Annotated in this window: 17 protein-coding genes and 1 pseudogene; 14 read left to right on the top strand and 4 right to left on the bottom strand. The window is 65.0% G+C overall.

Features of this window, described 5'->3' with window-relative positions:
- Positions 1–64 precede the first annotated feature (64 nt).
- From ACQCS0_RS06590 to ACQCS0_RS06560, 7 genes are all read left to right on the top strand, one after another.
- The gene (locus tag ACQCS0_RS06590) at positions 65–1213 is read left to right on the top strand and encodes a 5-(carboxyamino)imidazole ribonucleotide synthase (RefSeq protein ID WP_354154207.1); all 1149 of its coding nucleotides are present in this window, start codon (positions 65–67) and stop codon (positions 1211–1213) included.
- Entirely contained in the window at positions 1210–1788 is a 579-nt protein-coding gene (gene purE, locus ACQCS0_RS06585; RefSeq protein WP_354153914.1) for a 5-(carboxyamino)imidazole ribonucleotide mutase, read from the top strand. The genes ACQCS0_RS06590 and purE overlap by 4 nt, the downstream gene beginning before the upstream one ends.
- 10 nt (positions 1789–1798) lie before the next feature.
- A complete protein-coding gene (locus ACQCS0_RS06580; protein WP_354153915.1) occupies positions 1799–3445 on the top strand; it encodes an LCP family protein in 1647 nt (548 codons plus the stop codon).
- Positions 3446–3559: 114 nt separating this feature from the next.
- Entirely contained in the window at positions 3560–4810 is a 1251-nt protein-coding gene (gene manA, locus ACQCS0_RS06575; RefSeq protein ID WP_354153916.1) for a mannose-6-phosphate isomerase, class I, read from the top strand.
- A gap of 3 nt (positions 4811–4813) precedes the next feature.
- Positions 4814–5788, top strand: coding sequence for a peptidoglycan bridge formation glycyltransferase FemA/FemB family protein (locus tag ACQCS0_RS06570; protein ID WP_354153917.1), 975 nt, complete (start codon positions 4814–4816; stop codon positions 5786–5788).
- A gap of 112 nt (positions 5789–5900) precedes the next feature.
- Positions 5901–6365 carry a hypothetical protein gene (locus ACQCS0_RS06565; protein ID WP_354153918.1) on the top strand — a complete coding sequence of 155 codons (465 nt, stop codon included), beginning with the start codon at positions 5901–5903 and terminating at the stop codon, positions 6363–6365.
- Positions 6366–6402: 37 nt separating this feature from the next.
- Positions 6403–6879, top strand: coding sequence for a hypothetical protein (locus tag ACQCS0_RS06560; protein ID WP_354153919.1), 477 nt, complete (start codon positions 6403–6405; stop codon positions 6877–6879).
- A gap of 63 nt (positions 6880–6942) precedes the next feature.
- Here ACQCS0_RS06560 and glpX read toward each other — a convergent pair whose 3' ends face one another.
- Positions 6943–7965, bottom strand: a complete 1023-nt coding sequence (gene glpX / locus ACQCS0_RS06555) for a class II fructose-bisphosphatase (protein ID WP_181037131.1) — start codon at positions 7963–7965, stop codon at positions 6943–6945.
- Positions 7966–8184: 219 nt separating this feature from the next.
- On the opposite strand from glpX, the gene ACQCS0_RS06550 reads away from it, so the two are divergent.
- From ACQCS0_RS06550 to ACQCS0_RS06535, 4 genes and pseudogenes are all read left to right on the top strand, one after another.
- Positions 8185–8865, top strand: coding sequence for a DUF4245 domain-containing protein (locus ACQCS0_RS06550; RefSeq protein WP_354153920.1), 681 nt, complete (start codon positions 8185–8187; stop codon positions 8863–8865).
- A gap of 9 nt (positions 8866–8874) precedes the next feature.
- Positions 8875–9489 (top strand): carbonic anhydrase, encoded by a 615-nt coding sequence (locus tag ACQCS0_RS06545; protein ID WP_354153921.1) that lies wholly within the window; start codon positions 8875–8877, stop codon positions 9487–9489.
- A 76-nt stretch (positions 9490–9565) separates the two neighbouring features.
- The gene (locus ACQCS0_RS06540) at positions 9566–10987 is read left to right on the top strand and encodes a class II fumarate hydratase (protein ID WP_354153922.1); all 1422 of its coding nucleotides are present in this window, start codon (positions 9566–9568) and stop codon (positions 10985–10987) included.
- Between the two features lie 70 nt (positions 10988–11057).
- Positions 11058–11487: pseudogene (locus ACQCS0_RS06535) on the top strand (MFS transporter); the annotation flags it as partial.
- Positions 11488–11763: 276 nt separating this feature from the next.
- Here the strand turns inward: ACQCS0_RS06535 and ACQCS0_RS06530 are convergent.
- Complete coding sequence (locus ACQCS0_RS06530) at positions 11764–12321, bottom strand: prepilin peptidase (protein WP_354153923.1); 558 nt, start codon at positions 12319–12321, stop codon at positions 11764–11766.
- 59 nt (positions 12322–12380) lie between these two features.
- On the opposite strand from ACQCS0_RS06530, the gene ACQCS0_RS06525 reads away from it, so the two are divergent.
- Together ACQCS0_RS06525 and ACQCS0_RS06520 are read left to right on the top strand one after the other, a co-directional pair.
- A complete protein-coding gene (locus ACQCS0_RS06525) occupies positions 12381–13175 on the top strand; it encodes a hypothetical protein (protein WP_354153924.1) in 795 nt (264 codons plus the stop codon).
- A gap of 71 nt (positions 13176–13246) precedes the next feature.
- Positions 13247–13894 carry a GNAT family protein gene (locus ACQCS0_RS06520; protein ID WP_354153925.1) on the top strand — a complete coding sequence of 216 codons (648 nt, stop codon included), beginning with the start codon at positions 13247–13249 and terminating at the stop codon, positions 13892–13894.
- Positions 13895–13964: 70 nt separating this feature from the next.
- Here the strand turns inward: ACQCS0_RS06520 and ACQCS0_RS06515 are convergent, their stop codons facing one another.
- On the bottom strand, positions 13965–15395 hold the full coding sequence (locus ACQCS0_RS06515; protein ID WP_354153926.1) for a PhoH family protein: 1431 nt from the start codon (positions 15393–15395) through the stop codon (positions 13965–13967).
- Positions 15396–15638: 243 nt separating this feature from the next.
- Entirely contained in the window at positions 15639–16400 is a 762-nt protein-coding gene (locus tag ACQCS0_RS06510; protein ID WP_354154208.1) for an isoprenyl transferase, read from the bottom strand.
- Between the two features lie 154 nt (positions 16401–16554).
- Here ACQCS0_RS06510 and trhA point away from each other — a divergent pair, with 154 nt between their 5' ends.
- A complete protein-coding gene (trhA, locus tag ACQCS0_RS06505) occupies positions 16555–17277 on the top strand; it encodes a PAQR family membrane homeostasis protein TrhA (protein ID WP_426939372.1) in 723 nt (240 codons plus the stop codon).
- The last annotated feature ends 29 nt before the right edge of the window (positions 17278–17306 follow it).

The following is a 17306-nucleotide window of genomic DNA, read 5'->3' as shown; positions in this document are numbered from 1 at the left end:
CTGTAGGCTGGCACATGTGACTTTTCCAGTAATCGGCGTTGTTGGCGGCGGCCAACTCGCGCGCATGATGGCCCCGGCCGCTACCGCCCTTGGCTTTGAACTCCGTGTCCTGGCTGAGGCGGAGGACGTTTCAGCCGTATCGGCTGTGTCCACCTCACCGATAGGTGACTACAAGGACCTCCAGACACTCCTCGACTTCGCGGACGGCCTGGATGTCATGACGTTCGACCACGAACACGTCCCCACGGACCACCTCCGGGCGCTTTTGGCCGCCGGAGTCAATGTCCAGCCCGGCCCGGACGCCCTCGTTAATGCCCAGGACAAACTGGTGATGCGGGCTGCCATCGACAGCCTGGGTCTCCCAAACCCCACGTGGGCTGCCGTGGCTGACGTCGCCGCGCTCGTGGCCTTCGGCGACGAAACCGGTTGGCCCGTTGTCCTCAAGATGCCCCGCGGCGGCTACGACGGCAAGGGCGTGCGGATCATCGATTCCGCCGACGCCGCCGAAGAGGCTGGTCCGTGGTTCGAGGCCATGAGCCCGCTCCTCGCCGAAGCCAAGGTTGAGTTCAGCCGCGAATTGTCCGCATTGGTGGCCCGGACACCGGGCGGCGAAGCGAGGGCCTGGCCCGTGGTGCACACCATCCAGGTGGATGGTGTCTGCGACGAAGTCATTGCCCCTGCCCTGGACATCCCCCTCGAAGTCGCCGCCGCCGCGGAAGACGCGGCTCTGCGCGTCGCCTCGGAACTGGGCGTCACCGGAGTGATGGCGGCGGAACTCTTTGAAACGCCGGGCTCCGGCGTCGGCTTCCTGATCAACGAACTCGCCATGCGGCCCCATAACACTGGCCACTGGACCCAGGACGGTTCCGTTACCAGCCAGTTTGAGCAGCACCTGCGGGCGGTCCTGGACTTGCCGTTGGGTGCCACCGACATTCTGGGCCCGATAGTGGTCATGAAGAACTTCCTCGGCGGCGCCAACCAGGACCTGTTTTCCGCCTACCCTGCCGCCCTTGCCAGCGAGCCGGCCGCCAAGGTCCACTGCTACGGCAAGTCCGTGCGTCCGGGACGCAAGATTGGCCATGTCAACCTGGTCGGGACCTCCACCGATGATGTGGACTCGGTCCGGCAACGCGCAACCCGGGTGGCGGCCATCATCCGCGACGGCCGGGTTCCCAGCGAAGAATCAGCACGGATTTCCGAGGAGAACGCATGACTACCGAAACCACCGCCGGCACCGGCCCCCATCCCATCGTTGGGCTGGTCATGGGCTCAGACTCGGATTGGCCGGTCATGGAAGCCGCCGCCGATGCACTGGCTGAGTTCGGCATCCCGTTCGAAGCCGATGTGGTCTCCGCTCACCGGATGCCCACCGAAATGATCCGGTACGGCCAGACCGCCCACAAGCGCGGGCTCCGGGTCATCATCGCCGGCGCCGGCGGAGCCGCCCACCTTCCCGGCATGCTGGCAAGCGTGACGCCCCTGCCCGTCATCGGCGTCCCGGTCCCACTGAAGACCCTGGACGGTATGGATTCCCTCCTCTCCATCGTGCAAATGCCGGCCGGCGTCCCCGTAGCCACAGTGTCCATTGCCGGTGCCCGGAACGCAGGCCTGCTCGCGGTCCGGATCCTCGCGTCGGGAACGGACCAGCTGGCAGCCTCGCTCCGCGCCGACCTCGTGGACTTCGCCCAGGAGCTCAACGACGCCGCCACCCGCAAGGGAGCCAACCTCAGGCAAAAAGTCAGCGAAGTCTTCGCCGACGGCAATGGTGTTCTCCGGGGCAGCCGTTAAGGAACCCGACATGCCCAGAAGCGACCCGCAGCAGCCAGCAACCGGCACAGTCATGACTGATCCTGTCCGGTATCCGTCCAGCGCCTCCGCGCCAGTCCGGACCAAACGGGGCCTGGCCCTGGTCCTGATGACCCTCCTTGTGCCCGGCAGCGCCCAAATTGTGGCCGGCGACCGCAAGCTTGGCCGCATTGCGCTGCGCGTCACCCTCATCGCGTGGGCTTTGCTGGCGGTCATCCTGCTGCTGCTGGCAGTTAACCGGTCGCTCCTGATCAACATCCTCACCAATCAGTTTGCCTCGCTGGTGATCATCCTGGTCCTGGTCGCACTGGCTCTCGGATGGGCATTCCTGTTCATCAACACACTCCGGCTGATCCGCCCCGTCCTGCTGGCACCGGCGGCGCGTCCCGCCGTCGGCATCGCCCTGGTCCTTGCCCTGGTCCTGGGCAGCGGCACCCTTGGGTATGCCGCTTACCTCCTGAACGTGGGCCGCAACGCCATCGGCAGCATCTTCGCTGGGGGCCCAACGATCGATCCCGCGGACGGCCGCTACAACTTCCTGATGATGGGCGGTGACGCCGGCGACGACCGCACAGGCCGGCGCCCGGACAGCCTCTCCGTGCTCAGCGTGGACGCCAAGACCGGCCAGACTGCCATCATCTCAGTGCCGCGCAACCTGCAGGACGCCCAGTTCAGCGAAGGTTCGCCCATGCGCAAGCTCTACCCGGACGGCTACGACTGCGGCAACGAGTGCCTCATCAACGCCATCAACACCGAAGTGACAAACGAGCACGCGGACCTGTACCCAGGCGTTGCAGACCCCGGTGCGCAGGCCACGCTTGAGGCGGTGTCGGGAACCCTCGGCATCACAGTCCAGGCCTACGTGCTGGTGGACATGGACGGCTTCGCCAAACTGATCGACGCCATGGGTGGAATCCGGATCAAGGCTGGCGGCTGGGTGCCGATCAGCGGCCCCATGATCGATGAGGCCAACGGCATCCACGGGATGCCGGACGGCTGGATTCCCGCCGGTGACCAGAAGCTCGATGGCTTTCACGCGCTCTGGTACGGACGCTCCCGCGAGTTTGTTGACGACTACGCCCGGATCCAGCGGCAACAGTGCGTCCAGCAGGCCATGCTCAAACAACTGGACCCGGCAACCCTCCTCTCGAAGTTCGAGGACATCGCCAGTGCGGGCACCAAGGTTGTTGAGTCAAACATCTCCTCATCCCAGCTGGGCAGTTTCGTGGATCTCGCCATGAAGTCCAAGGGCCAGGAGGTCAAACGGCTGACCATCGGACCGCCGGATTTTGACGCGTCCTTCTCCACGGTGCCAGACTTTGACATCATTCACGACAAGGTGGACGAGCTGCTGGCCTCCGCGTCGGGACCCCGGGCTGCCTCGCCCGTCGACGGCCCCGTTGAGCCCGCTACGGCGGGCGGACGGCTGCAGGCGTCGGCGCGGGTGCCCATGGCTGCCTTCCCGGCAGCCGGTGGAACCCCCGCGCAGACTGCCCCGCCGTCGGACTTCACCCCGGTCACCACAACTCCCGACGGCGAGCCGATCACCGAGGCGATGCTGAACCAGCTCAAGAGCGAAGGCAACGAACAGGCCCTGCGCGAACTGGTGGCCACCAATGGCAAGTGCGCGCCACTCTAGGCCCAGCGCCTTCGCCGGAATCCCGGCCGCAGCACCCTGACTGCACGAACACGAACACGAAGACCTGTAGACCTGTAGACCTGTAGACCTGTAGACCAAGAATGGACACCGGCTGTGTACGAAATTGAGAACGCCCTCCGCGACTACGCCTGGGGATCCACCACAGCCATCGCAGCGCTGCTGGGACGCCCCGAGTCCGGACGGCCGGAAGCCGAGCTCTGGATCGGAGCCCATCCCGGCGCCCCTTCCATGGCCCGCCGGGCGGACGGTTCCGTGGCAGCGCTAGACGCCTTGATTGCCGAGGATCCGGAACATTTCCTGGGCAGCGAATCTGTGGCAGAGTTTGGCCCACGGCTCCCCTTCCTGACCAAGATCCTTGCCGCCGCCCAACCTCTGTCGCTCCAGGTCCACCCCAGCATTGAACAGGCCAGAGCAGGATTCGCCCTGGAGAATGCTGAAGGCATTGCGCCCGATGCCGATCACCGCAACTACCGCGATGACAACCACAAGCCGGAAATGCTCTTTGCGCTGACCCCGTTCGAAGCGTTGTGCGGGTTCCGGGCGCCGGCTGCAACCCGGGAGATCCTGCTCCACCTTGCCGCCTGCTTCGACTTGGTGGAATCCGGGATCCCGCCCCTGCTGGTGGAACTGCTGGAGATCCTGGAAAACCCCGATGAGAACGCCGGTCTCAAGAGTGCCTTCGAGCGGCTGATCAAGGGCGGCGACGACGTCTCGCACACCACAGCGTTGGTGGCGGCCGCCCTGATCTCCGGCGCTCCGCTGGCACCCTACCAGGCGGAACTTTCCACGGTCATCAGCCTCAACGAGAAGTACCCAGGCGATCCTGGCGTACTGATTTCGCTGCTGCTGAACAGGATTTCACTGGCCCCGGGCGAGGCCGTCTACCTCCCCGGGGGCAAAGTGCATGCTTACCTGCACGGCATGGGTGTCGAGGTCATGGCGTCCTCGGACAACGTGCTTCGGGGCGGGCTGACGCCGAAGCACGTCGACGTACCCGAGCTGCTCCGGACCGTCGAATTCCAGTCGGTGGCCATCCCCAGGCTGACGCCGGAATTCTCCGGCCTTGGCCAGGAGCTCTATCAGCCGCCCTTCCGGGAGTTCCAGCTTCAGCGGATCGAGCTGGCACCCCGCGCGGAGCCGGTCCCGCTGGCACAGGCGGGCGCCGTCGTCGTTATTGTTGTGGCCGGATCGGTGTATCTCGATTCGCCAAAGGGCGATCTGCAGCTGACCCGCGGCGGCAGCGCCTTCCTGCCGGCTGCGGAAGCACCGGTCAATGTCCACCCCGTGGCCGGAGCAGAGTCACCGGCCATTGCCTTCGCCGTGACCACAGCCCTGAAGGCCTGAACCGTGGAATTCTTCCTGCAGACACCCGCTTGGGCGGAAGTCCAGGCGTCCCTGGGCCGCACCGTCCATCAGCAGTCAGGTCCGGGCTGGAGCTTCCTGGCCGTGGAGGAGAAAAACCCGGCCGGCAAGGTCCTCTACGCCCCCTATGGACCCGTGGCATCCTCGATGCAGGCGTTCGACGCCGCCCTGGCCGCCCTGGTTGCCACCGCACGGTCGTGCGGGGCGGTGTTTGTCCGGATTGAGCCGGTGTCCTCGGGTCTTGAGTTACCGGCCGCCGCGGAGCTCCGCCGGCGCGGCCTGCAGCCGGCGCCTGTGAACCAGCAGCCTGAGCTCAGCTGGATCGTGGACCTCGAAGGTGACTTCAAGGACGTCCTGGCCGCGATGAAACCCGTGAACCGGAACCTCTACCGGAACATCCACAAGAAGGGCGTGACCTTCCGGACGTCGAAGGACCCGGACGACATCGGTATCCTGCTGGAGTTCCTGCACATGACCGCCCGGCGGAACGGCTTCAAGCCGCAGAGCGACGAGTACCTGACCCAGGTGGCAGCCTCCCTGATGCCCGCCAGCGCAGCCACGCTGTTCATCGCCGAGCTCAACGGCGAGCCGATCGCGGCAGCCTTCGCGTACGATTCCGCAGACACCAGGACGTATGCCCACGCCGCCTTGGATGGTACCCACCGCAAGCTCAGCGCGGGCATACCGCTCCTGGTGACCATGATGGCGGACGCCAAGGACCGGGGCCTGAAACACGTGGACCTGTGGGGCGTTGCGCCTGCGGATCAGCCCAACCACAAATGGGCGGGATTCACCGCGTTCAAGAAGTCCTTCGGCGGCCGCGAGGTGGCGTACCCCGGCACCTGGGACCTCCCGGTGCAAAAGCTCCGGTATAACGCGTACCAGCTGGCCCGCAAGCTGCGCGACACGCTTCGTGCCCTCCGCACCCCCGCCTCACCCCCGGCGCGAACGGACACTTAAGCCCCGGGCTTGGAGCCTCTGCCCAGGGCCACAAGTGTCCTCTCGCGCATCCGACCGGTCCAAAGCCTGTGGATAACGGCTTTGCCACCGCCAGACGTGTGCACACTGAAGCATGGGCCTGGCACCACTCCCCGAGCAGCTACTCACCGGATCGTTTACGTCGGCCACCGCGGCGGCGTTGGGGGTGTCGCGCAAACGGCAGCGGCAGCCTGACGTCGTTATTCCATCCCGGGGCGTACGCATCCCTCTGGAAAGCTGCGCGGGCGTCCCGGGCAACCTCCAAGCCTACACGGCACTGGACGAAACGTCGGTGCTCACGCATAACTCGGGCGGCAGAATATGGGAGTTAGGGCTGCCGCCGTGGCTACAGGACGACTGGCGGATCCACGTGGCCAGGGAACGTGACGGCAGCAGGCCCCGGCGCCAGAACGTCGTTGGCCATCGGATGACGTTCAAGCCAGGCGAAGTGGTGATGCACGACGGCGTCCGCGTCACCTCGCCTGCCCGGACCTGGCTGGATTTGGCAAATCTGCTCACCGTTGATGAGTTAATCGCCGTCGGTCGATTCCGTGGTTAACTGCCACGGCACAGACTTTCCCCGGCCCAAGGAGCCAATGGCCACGATCAATGATCTCCACCGCATGATCGCTGCACATCCGGGGATGAGGGGGATGAAAACGGCACGGCTGGCAATCGACGAGATCAGGGTTGGCGCCGATTCCCCACAGGAAACAAAGATGCGGCTGGCACTGGCAAGCACAGGCCTCGGCGAACCGGCTTTGAACCACGTGATCCGCAATGGCTGGGGGCAGCCGGCGGTGTGGCCGGATGCGGCGTACGTTCAGCATCGCTTGGCACTGCAGTACGACGGCGCCCATCACTCGGAGTCCCGCCAGGTGCGGCTCGACAACAAACGCCGGACCGTCACTGAACGGCTCGGCTGGACGGAAGTCAGGGTTTTCAAGGAGGACCTTGAGGGAGACAAACCCTTCGTCATCGAACTGGTGAAGGCCGCCTTGCAATCCCGCCACCGGGCCGGGGACGTCCAAAGTGGCTCCATTGGCAGGGGACATGCGCGAACGGACACTTGAGGCCCCACGGTTTCGGTGCCTCAAGTATCCGTTCGCGCAGGAGTACGCGGGGTGAAGAACCTGCTAGTTCTTGCGGGCGTAGCCTTCCCACTTGCTGGCCTGGTGCTCGCCGTCAACAAAGCGGATGGTGCCGGACTTGGAGCGCATCACGATGGACTGGGTGAGGACCTTGTCCTTGGAGTAGCGAACGCCCTTGAGGAGGTCGCCGTCGGTGATGCCGGTGGCCGCGAAGTAGCAGTTGTCGCTGGACACGAGGTCATTGGTGGACAGCACTCGGTCGAGGTCGTGGCCGGCGTCGATCGCCTTCTGCTTCTCGTCGTCGCTGGTGGGCCACAGCCGGCCTTGGATAACGCCGCCGAGCGACTTGATGGCGCAGGCTGCAACGATGCCTTCCGGGGTGCCGCCGATGCCCATGAGGGCGTCGACGCCGGTGCCGGAGCGGGCCGCGGCAATAGCGCCGGCCACGTCGCCGTCCATGATGAACTTGGTGCGCGCACCGGCTTCACGGATCTCTTCGACCAGGGGGCGGTGGCGATCGCGGTCAAGGATCATGACGTTGAGCTGGTTGACCTTCACGCCCTTCGCCTTGGCGATCAGGTGGAGGTTCTGCTTGACCGGCAGGCGGAGGTCCACCATGTCGGCGGCTTCCGGGCCGGTGACCAGTTTTTCCATGTAGAACACGGCGGAAGGATCGAACATGGAGCCGCGTTCAGCTACGGCAAGGACCGCCAGGGCGTTGTTGATGCCGAGGGCGGTCAGGCGCGTGCCGTCGATGGGGTCCACGGCAACGTCGCACTCAGGACCGGTGCCGTCGCCAACATGTTCGCCGTTGAACAGCATGGGGGCTTCGTCTTTTTCGCCTTCGCCGATGACCACAACGCCGTTGAAGTGGACCGTGTGAAGGAAGGAGCGCATGGCGTCAACCGCTGCGCCGTCAGCCTTGTTTTTGTCACCGAAACCAACCCAGTGGCCGCCGGCGATGGCCGCGGCCTCGGTGACGCGGACAAGCTCAAGGGCGAGGTTGCGGTCTGGCTCGTCGATGCCCACGGCCAGGGAGGGGGAAATCGTGGAGTACTGCTGGGTCATAGGCGCTGGTGACACGTGAACCTCTTCTTCGAGTGGCGATCATTGGACCCGCTCGGCCGGATTCAGCCGGTGCGGTGATTCCTCTGGTACTGATCATAGTCGTGGAGGCGCCTTCGGGGCGTGGCATGACGCGGTCCTGCAACATGGGCTGTAAGCCTCCCGCACTCCCCCGACTGTGAGTTGTGCCTGAACATGGGCGACTATAGAGAGGTGAGCGAAATGCAGGAAAAGACCAGCCCCGGCCCCGACCCCTCCGACTCCGGAGCAAACGGCGACGACGCAGGCACTGCCGAAACAGCCCCCGTCCGCCCAGTGATCCCCGCCGCAGCGGCTAAGCGCGCCAATGCCTCGGTGATCGGCATGGTCGTTGCACTGGTGGTCAGCATCGCCGCCTTCCTGCCCGTTATCCTGATGAACCCCCTCCCCAAGAGCGACGGATTCCGCCCGGACATCGATGTCAGCGCCGTGGCCCGGAATGCCACGGATGTGGCGGGATTCACACCCGTAACACCGGACACCGGCAAGTCGTACGCGTCCAACTACGCACGATGGGAGTCCGGTAGCGGCAGCGGCGTGCCCACCTGGGAGGTTGGCTACCTGACCCCGAAGGAGTCCTTCATCGGCCTGGTCCAGACCCGCCAGTCCAACCCCACCTGGCTCGTCCAGCAGACCAAGAGCGCTCCCGTGACGGGAAAGCGTGCGGCGGGCGGGCAGGACTGGGAACTGCATGACACCGGCAAAGGCGAAAAGAGCATGGTGCTCAATTACCGCGGAACCACCGTTGTCCTGACGGGAAGCGCCCAGCTGGACGAATTCGCCGAACTCGCCGCCGCCGTCGTGCAGTCCATGGAAGCCAATCCGGCTGTCACAGTTTCACCGTCAGCCAGTACCGCCCCGTAAAGTAGGCCCGTGGCTACCTATCTGACCCCTGCCCTTTCCTGGCGCCGTATGCGCGAAGGCAACGAACGCTTTGTTGCCGGCGAATCGTCGCACCCGAACCAGGACGCGTCCCGCCGGTCGTCGCTGGTGGAAAATCAGAACCCGTTTGCCGTGATCTTCGGCTGCTCGGACTCCCGGCTCGCCGCCGAGATCATCTTCGACCTGGGGCTGGGGGACGCCTTTGTGGTGCGCACCGCCGGCCAGGTGATTGACGACGCCGTATTGGGCTCCCTCGAGTACAGCATCAGCGTGCTGGGGGTGCCGCTGATCGTGGTGCTGGGGCATGACAGCTGCGGCGCCGTCATTGCCACCAAGTCCGCGGTGGACACCGGGAACATGCCGGTGGGCTTTATACGGGACCTGGTGGAGCGCATCACGCCTTCGGTACTGACGTCCATGCGAAACGGCGAGCACGAGATCAACGACATGGTGGTGGAGCACGTCAAGCAGACGTCCCAGCGCCTGGTGGACAGCTCCCGTGTGATTTCCGCCGCAATCGAGAACGGCCGCGCCGCGGTGATCGGCCTCTCCTACAGCCTCGCCGAGGGCCGCGCGAACGTGGTTTCCGGGATCGGCGACGTCTAGGCCAAGCCTGAATCCTTGCCCGTAGCATGCGGTTCACGGTTTTAGTCCGGGCCACAGATCGCCCTAAGCTAGCCCCATGACTTCCACTGAAGAATTCCGTATTGAACACGACACGATGGGCGAAGTCCGCGTCCCCGTGAACGCCCTGTACCGTGCACAGACGCAGCGTGCAGTTGAAAACTTCCCCATCTCCGGCAAGACCCTGGAACGCGCGCACATCGAGGCGCTCGCCCGGGTCAAGAAGGCGGCCGCGCAGGCCAACGCAGAACTTGGGGTGCTCGACGGCGAGCTGGCCAAGGCGATCGCAGCGGCTGCCGATGAGGTAGCTGCCGGTAAGTACGACGGCGACTTCCCCATCGACGTTTTCCAGACCGGCTCCGGCACGTCCTCGAACATGAACACCAACGAGGTCATCGCCGAGCTGGCCACCCGCGCCCTCAAGGCCGCCGGCAGCGACAAAGTTGTCCACCCGAATGACCACGTCAACGCCTCGCAGTCCTCCAACGACGTCTTCCCCACGTCTGTCCACGTTGCCGCCACCTCAGCCCTGATCAACGACCTCATCCCGGCGCTCGGCTACCTGGCCGAGTCCTTGGAGCGCAAGGCCGTGGAGTTCAAGGACGTCGTCAAGTCCGGCCGCACCCACCTCATGGACGCCACCCCGGTGACGCTCGGCCAGGAGTTCGGCGGCTACGCAGCCCAGGTCCGCTACGGCATCGAACGCATCAACGCCGCTCTCCCCCGCGTCGCCGAAGTCCCGCTCGGCGGCACCGCTGTGGGCACGGGCATCAACACCCCGGCCGGCTTCCCGGAACGAGTCATCGAACTGCTCGCCACGGACACCGGACTGCCTCTGACCGAAGCCCGGGACCACTTCGAGGCACAGGCCAACCGCGACGGCCTCATCGAAGGCTCCAGCCAGCTGCGCAACATCGCGATCTCCTTCATGAAGATCAACAATGACCTCCGCTGGATGGGCTCCGGCCCCAACACCGGCCTTGGCGAAATCGCCATCCCGGACCTGCAGCCGGGCTCCTCGATCATGCCGGGCAAGGTTAACCCGGTCATCTGCGAGGCGTCCATCATGGTCTGCGCCCAGGTCATCGGCAACGACACCGCCATCGCATGGTCCGGCACCAACGGCGCCTTCGAGCTCAACGTCGGCATCCCCGTTATGGCCGCCAACCTGCTCGAGTCCATCCGGCTGTTGGCCAACACCAGCCGGGTCATGGCGGACAAGATGATCGATGGCATCACCGCCAATGTGGACCGCGCCCGCTTCCTGGCCGAGGCGTCCCCCTCGATCGTGACGCCGCTAAACAAGTACATCGGCTACGAGAACGCGGCGAAGATCGCCAAGAAGGCCGTGGCAGAGGGCCTCACCATCCGTGAGACCGTGGTCGCCATGGGCTTCCTGGAGCGCGGCGAGGTTACCGAAGAGCAGCTGGACACCGCGCTGGACGTTATGTCCATGACGCGCCCGCCGCACAAGGCCTGACCCCCGGCTTCTAGGCACTCAGCACCAACGAACCACCGCGGCCGGCACCTTCCCACGGAAGGTGCCGGCCGCCACGGCCATCGGCTTTACGCTGGGCCTGGGCATGTTCGCTGCCATTGCCTTCGTCCCCACGCTCCTGCAGATGTCCTCCAGGACCTCAGCCGCTGAATCCGGGGCTTCTGATGCTGCCCATGATGGTGGGCCTCATGGGCATGGCCATCTCCTCTGGGATCCGGATCTCCAAGACCGGCAAGTACAAGACGTTCCCCATCCTTGGCGCCTCACTGACCATCGCGGCGATGCCGTGGCTCACCACCCTGACCGCCGAAACGCCCATCTGGGTGATCTGCGTCCAGCTCTTTGTGTTCGGTGCAGGACTGGGAACGATCATGCAGGTCATCGTCCTCGTGGTGCATAATTCTGTCCCTGCCGATCAGATCGGCACCGCGACCAGCACGAACGACTACTTCCGCGAAATCGGCGCATCCCTGGGCGGCGCGGAAGCAGAACGCCTGGAAGCAGAGCACCTGGCCCTGCTGAAGGGCGGGACGGAGAAGGAGACCGCCGTCCGGGGCGCCTCGGACAGCCTGACGGACGACGACGGCGAGCTGGCCTCCCGACGCCGCTGACCGGCGCCGTACGGCTGTACGCCGCAGCGGCGGAAGCCACAGTAATAGCCGGCAGGGGCGCCGCGATCTTGGGGGTCGCGGCGCCCCTGTTGTATGTCACCGACGAGCTGTTCCCGTCACGGCTCGAAATGGGCATCCCGGACCGCGTCAGGCCGGCAGCAGCATGGCCGCGGCGGCACCGGCGAGCATAAACGGGCCAAACGGGATCGAAGATTTCAAGGTGCCGCGGCGGGCCGCCAGCAGGGCCATCGACCAGAGGCCGCCCAGCAGGAAAGCTGCGAACGTCCCAGCAAAGACGTGTCCCCAGCCAAGATAGCCAAGATACATTCCCAGGACGCCGGCCAGTTTCACGTCGCCAAAGCCCATGCCGGGCGGGTAAACCATCCGCAGGACAAAATAGAAAGCCCACAAAACCACCCCGCCGGCCAAGATGCGCAGCGCCGGGATCCCCAGGAGCTCGGCAGCACCGTCAGGTGACCCCAGTATCGCGGCAGGGCCCGCAATCACGTGCACCAAGGCAGCCGCGAGCAACAGGACCCCGGCCACGCCGTACGAGGGGAAGACAATCCGGTTGGGCAGCAGGTGGTGGCGCACGTCAATAACCGTCAGGCGGACTGCCATGCCACAAAAGTAGGCACAAGCGGCCAGCACCAGCCAGAACGCCAGCGGGGTGGCGTCCCACAGTCCATCGAGTCGTCGGATCACCCCTCGGATGCTACTGGATTGGTGCGCCGCACCGCAGAACCCACGCGTAAACTGTGGATATGTCGACATGGGACACCAGGCGCCGGCCGGATCCGGAGGGCAGCGCGGACGCTGCGGACCTGAGCACCATGTTCCGGAACCTTTGCCGGTCTTCCCCCTGGAAGTGGCAGTCACTGCGCTTTGAATACTGGGATGAACCGTTTTCCGACGTCCCAGACCCGTCCACACCGCTGGTCCGCGCCTGGCTCCGCCGACCCGGTGCGCTTCGTCTGGAAACCGCTGACCGGCTTGTCCTCCACAGCACCACCGGAATCAACGATTCCAAGGACGGGCTGTACGTCAGCGCCACCCGGAAGTCCTGGCTGCTGCCGCCCCACCTCGTGGCGCCCGTTTACGACGACGGCGGCCTGGTCAGGCGCCGGCCCGAGGCAGCATACGGCGAGCCAGGCTTCGGGAACGGCCGTTTCTCGGCTGCCCTTGATCCCGTGGAACTCGCAGGGAGTGCCCCGGTCCCGATCGAGTTCCCGGGCACCAACGCCGTAGAGGTCGACGCCGTCCGCCCTGTGGATCACGATGGCCGGCCGGCGCTGGAGGCAACCGTGACACCCACCGCGTCCTACCATCCAACGGATCCTGCCGCTTCGCTCTGCCTGCCCGGCAGCAACCGCGTGCGCATCGACCTGGAGACAGGCGTCTGCGTGGCCGGCCAGTCACTGGACGCGGCAACCCCGAATTATGGGCACTGGATCCGGATCCTCGCCGTGGATGAATACATGCTGGACGACCTGTTTGTGGCCGAGTCCATGAACCTCACGGACGTCCGCCGTCACATCAGCTGGGACATCCGCACCTGATCGCAGCTCCCTCTCCGGCCATCACCGGCGGTTGACAAGCCCCGTGGCCCGCCCTGGGCTAGGCTTCCCTGATGACCGCGCTGACTTCCATCTGGCCCCTCTTCGGCCTCGAGCTGACCACACCCCGCCTAGTGCTGCGACCCATTTCCGACGCCGACATTCCTGCCGCGGTTGCAGCGGCCGCGAGCGGGGTCCACGAACCCGGCCGGAACCCCTTCAGCACGCCGTGGACAGAACTGCCGGCGGAAACTCTGGGGCACAACATGGCGCAGTGGTACTGGCGCTGCCGCGGCCAGGCCACGCCCGAGGACTGGACCGTGCTCCTGGGCATCTGGTACCGGAACGAATTCATCGGCTGCCAGGACATCGGCGCCAAGGACTTTGCCACCCTCAAGACCGTCAGCACCGGCTCATGGCTCAAGCAGTCCCTCCACGGCCAGGGACTCGGAACTGAGATGCGGGCCGCCGTCGCGCTCTACGCGTTCGACTGGCTTGGCGCCGAAGTCGCCGAATCCGAAGCCGCAGCCTGGAACGCCGCCTCCCTGGGCGTGTCCCACTCCCTCGGCTACGAACTCAACGGCACCAACAGGCAGTCCTGGGGCGGCAAGGCCGTGGAAGTCCAAAAGGTGCGCCTCACCCCCGCAACCTTCAAACGCCCCGACTGGACCCTGCAAGTGAAGGGCCACCAAGCAGCAGCCAAGTTCCTCGGGGCTCGCTGAGGGCACTTCCGACGGAGAAGGGCCGTGGCCCGACGAGCCGAACCACGGCCCTCGCTACCGGATCGTAAGGCTAGATTTCGGCGCCCTCCAGCAGTTCAGTTACCAGGGCTGCGATCGGGGAGCGCTCCGAGCGGGTGAGGGTGATGTGGCCGAAGAGCGGGTGTCCTTTCAGGGTTTCGACGACGGCGGCAATACCGTCGTGCCGGCCGACGCGCAGGTTGTCACGCTGGGCGACGTCGTGGGTGAGGACGATCTTGGAGTTCTGGCCGATTCGGCTCATCACGGTGAGGAGGACGTTCTTCTCAAGTGACTGGGCCTCATCAACGATCACGAACGCGTCGTGCAGGGAGCGTCCGCGGATGTGCGTCAGCGGCATAACCTCCAGCATGCCGCGGTCCATGACTTCTTCCACGACTTCCTGGCTGACCAGGGCACCGAGTGTGTCAAAGACCGCCTGTGCCCAGGGGTTCATCTTTTCCGACTCGGAGCCGGGCAGGTAGCCGAGTTCCTGGCCACCTACGGCGTAGAGGGGGCGGAACACGATCACCTTGCGGTGCTCGCGGCGTTCCAGCACCGCTTCCAGGCCGGCACACAGGGCCAGCGCGGATTTGCCGGTGCCGGCCCGCCCGCCGACCGAAACGATTCCGACGGCGGGGTCCATCAGCATGTCGATGGCCAACCGCTGCTCCGCGGACCGTCCGTGGAGCCCGAATACGTCCCGGTCCCCCTTGACCAGCCGCACCTGCTTGTCGGCGCCCACCCGGCCTAGGGCTGAGCCCCGGTTGGAGAGGATCACCAGCCCGGTGTTGACCGGCATTTCCGCGGCTGCGGGGATGAAGACAGGCTCGTGGCCGTACAGGGTGCAGATTTCTTCCTCGCTGGCTTCCACCTCGGCAACGCCGGTCCAGCCCGAATCCTTCACGAGCTCGTTGCGGTATTCGTCGGCTGTAAGTCCCATAGCGGAGGCCTTGACCCGCATGGGGAGATCCTTCGAAACCACCGTGACGTTCCGGCCTTCATTGGCCAGGTTCTTGGCCACGGCGAGGATCCGGCTGTCGTTGTCGCCACTGCGGAAACCCAATGGAAGCACGTCGGCGGAAATGTGGTTCAGCTCCACCAGCAGGGTGCCGCCCTGGTCGCCGATGGGGATTGGCCGGCTCAGGCCACCGTGTTTCACCCGGAGGTCATCGAGCAGCCGGAGCGCTGTGCGGGCAAAGTAGCCCAGCTCGGGGTCGTGCCGTTTCCCCTCAAGTTCCGTGATGACAACGATCGGAACAATGACTTCGTGCTCGGCGAAGCGGAGCAGCGCCCGTGGATCCGAGAGCAGGACGGAGGTGTCAATGACGAAGGTACTAATAGTGGCGTCCCTTCCGGAGACAGCAAAACCGGCCGCAGAATTTTCGTCTGCTGCACCGGCTTGTGAGGTGGCTCGCGTGGTGCGAGAGGTAGCTTTCTGTCCCTGGTCAAAAACGGCCTCGGGCAGTTGTTCAGAAATAGCCACATCGACTCCAGCCCCGGACACGCGCCCGGAATTGTTATTGGTGAGGCGGCTCGGCCTGGAGGCCGGGTCCGGCCTCCCATACAACCGGTGCGAAATTTCGCTCCATGTACTGGCCTCCCCGATCAGCTGGCGTTTTTGCCTGCTGATGGATACAACGTAAATCCCCGCCCAGTAATTTCCGGTGCCATCCGTCGGCGATTCCTGTTGCGGCCGTGTGAATTCCGCGTGAACGGCGCTGACAGATCAGGTGCCGAAGCGCCGCTGCCGGCCTGCATAGTCCCGGAGGGCGCGAAGGAAATCCACTTTTCGGAAAGCGGGCCACAACGCCTCGCAGAAGTAGAACTCGCTGTAGGCGCTTTGCCACATCAGGAACCCTGACAGCCGCTGCTCCCCCGACGTCCTGATGACCAGGTCCGGATCCGGCTGGCCGCGCGTATAGAGGAAGCGGGAAATATCGTCGACGGACAGCGAGTCAGCGAGCACCGCAATGTCTGTGCCCTTGGCGACGGCGTCGTGAAGCAGCTCCCGCACGGCGTCGACGATCTCCCGGCGTCCGCCGTAGCCCACCGCAACGTTGACATGGATCTTTTCGCGAACCGGCGTGCGCGCCGTGAGCTTGTTGAGCCGTTCAGCCAGGTAGTCGGGCAGGAGCTCGGGGGCGCCCATGGCGTGGACCGAGATGTTGGCGTCCTCGTCCAGACGGTCCAGGGTGTTGGCGATGATGCCCATCAGAAGATCCAGCTCCTCGCTGGACCGGCTCATGTTGTCCGTGGACAGCATGTACAGCGTGACCACCTTGACCCCGAGTTCCTGGCACCAGCCCAGGAATTCATGGATCTTGTCCGCGCCGGCCTGGTGGCCCTGGCTGGTGGGTGCATTGAACTGCTTGGCCCAGCGGCGGTTGCCGTCCACCATCACGCCGATGTGCTTGGGAATGCGGCCGCCGGCTAGCTCGCTGAGCAGCCGCCTTTCGTAGAAGCCATAAAGGAACCCGCGAAATTCCACGAGGAGACTCACCTGACTTCCGTTGCTGTTCGACGGCATTGCACATCCTAGGCTACCGTCCGGGACGGGGACGGGTGTGCCGGGACGTGCCCGGATGACCCGTCATGATCGTTACCCATGAGTAACTTACGTACAGAGAGGATATTCTGAACCTATGAACAGCCAGACTCCTGACGGCTCCCGCGCGCCCTTCGCGGACCACGGCAACAGCGCCCTGGATGACGCCGCCGTCCGGCTGGCCGAACTCCTGATGATCAAGCCCAAGTGGCGAGGTTGGATCCACAGCGTCACGGCGCCACTGGCCCTGGCCGCGGGGATCGTCCTGGTGGTCCTTGCCCCGACTACGGACCGCAAGATCACCGCGGCAATCTATGCCTTCACAGGCGTCCTGCTATTTGGCATCAGTGCCATCTACCACCGCGGCAACTGGTCCCCCGGCGTGAAGAAAGTGCTCAAGCGCTTGGACCACACCAACATCATGCTGGTCATCGCCGGCAGCTACACGCCCTTGGCCTGGTCGCTCCTGGAGCAACCCAAGGCAGTCCTGCTGCTCTGGGTCATCTGGGCCGGGGCCATCCTCGGTGTGCTGTTCAGGCTGCTGTGGACGGACGCCCCGCGCTGGCTGTACGTGCCGATCTACATTGCGCTTGGCTGCGGATCGCTGTTCTACCTGCCCGAATTCTTCGCGGCCAGCGTCCCGGCGGCCATTCTGATCTGTGTGGGCGGAATCCTATACATCACCGGCGCAGTGTTCTATGCGCTCAAGAAGCCCAACTTCAGCTACGAGCACTTCGGCTTCCACGAACTCTTCCACGCACTGACAGTCCTGGCATTCGCGGCACACTTTACGGCGATCGCCATCGCAGTCCTCAGTTGACCTGACGGGAACCGTGAACTGGCGGAAAC

Source organism: Pseudarthrobacter sp. S6, from assembly GCF_050156575.1.
In the GTDB taxonomy this organism is placed as follows: Bacteria; Actinomycetota; Actinomycetes; order Actinomycetales; family Micrococcaceae; genus Arthrobacter.
Note: the sequence above shows the minus strand (reverse complement) of the source record. Positions and strands in the feature narration are given on the sequence as shown.

Bases quoted from the DNA above. Each gene is read 5' to 3' on its own strand.
- purE (WP_354153914.1), top strand. From the start codon at position 1,210: ATGACTACCGAAACCACCGCCGGCACCGGCCCCCATCCCATCGTTGGG.
- ACQCS0_RS06550 (WP_354153920.1), top strand. From the start codon at position 8,185: ATGCAGGAAAAGACCAGCCCCGGCCCCGACCCCTCCGACTCCGGAGCA.
- ACQCS0_RS06520 (WP_354153925.1), top strand. From the start codon at position 13,247: ATGACCGCGCTGACTTCCATCTGGCCCCTCTTCGGCCTCGAGCTGACC.
- ACQCS0_RS06590 (WP_354154207.1), top strand. From the start codon at position 65: ATGATGGCCCCGGCCGCTACCGCCCTTGGCTTTGAACTCCGTGTCCTG.
- ACQCS0_RS06560 (WP_354153919.1), top strand. From the start codon at position 6,403: ATGGCCACGATCAATGATCTCCACCGCATGATCGCTGCACATCCGGGG.
- ACQCS0_RS06525 (WP_354153924.1), top strand. From the start codon at position 12,381: ATGTCGACATGGGACACCAGGCGCCGGCCGGATCCGGAGGGCAGCGCG.
- ACQCS0_RS06565 (WP_354153918.1), top strand. From the start codon at position 5,901: ATGGGCCTGGCACCACTCCCCGAGCAGCTACTCACCGGATCGTTTACG.
- ACQCS0_RS06540 (WP_354153922.1), top strand. From the start codon at position 9,566: ATGACTTCCACTGAAGAATTCCGTATTGAACACGACACGATGGGCGAA.
- trhA (WP_426939372.1), top strand. From the start codon at position 16,555: ATGAACAGCCAGACTCCTGACGGCTCCCGCGCGCCCTTCGCGGACCAC.
- ACQCS0_RS06580 (WP_354153915.1), top strand. From the start codon at position 1,799: ATGCCCAGAAGCGACCCGCAGCAGCCAGCAACCGGCACAGTCATGACT.
- glpX (WP_181037131.1), bottom strand. From the start codon at position 7,965: ATGACCCAGCAGTACTCCACGATTTCCCCCTCCCTGGCCGTGGGCATC.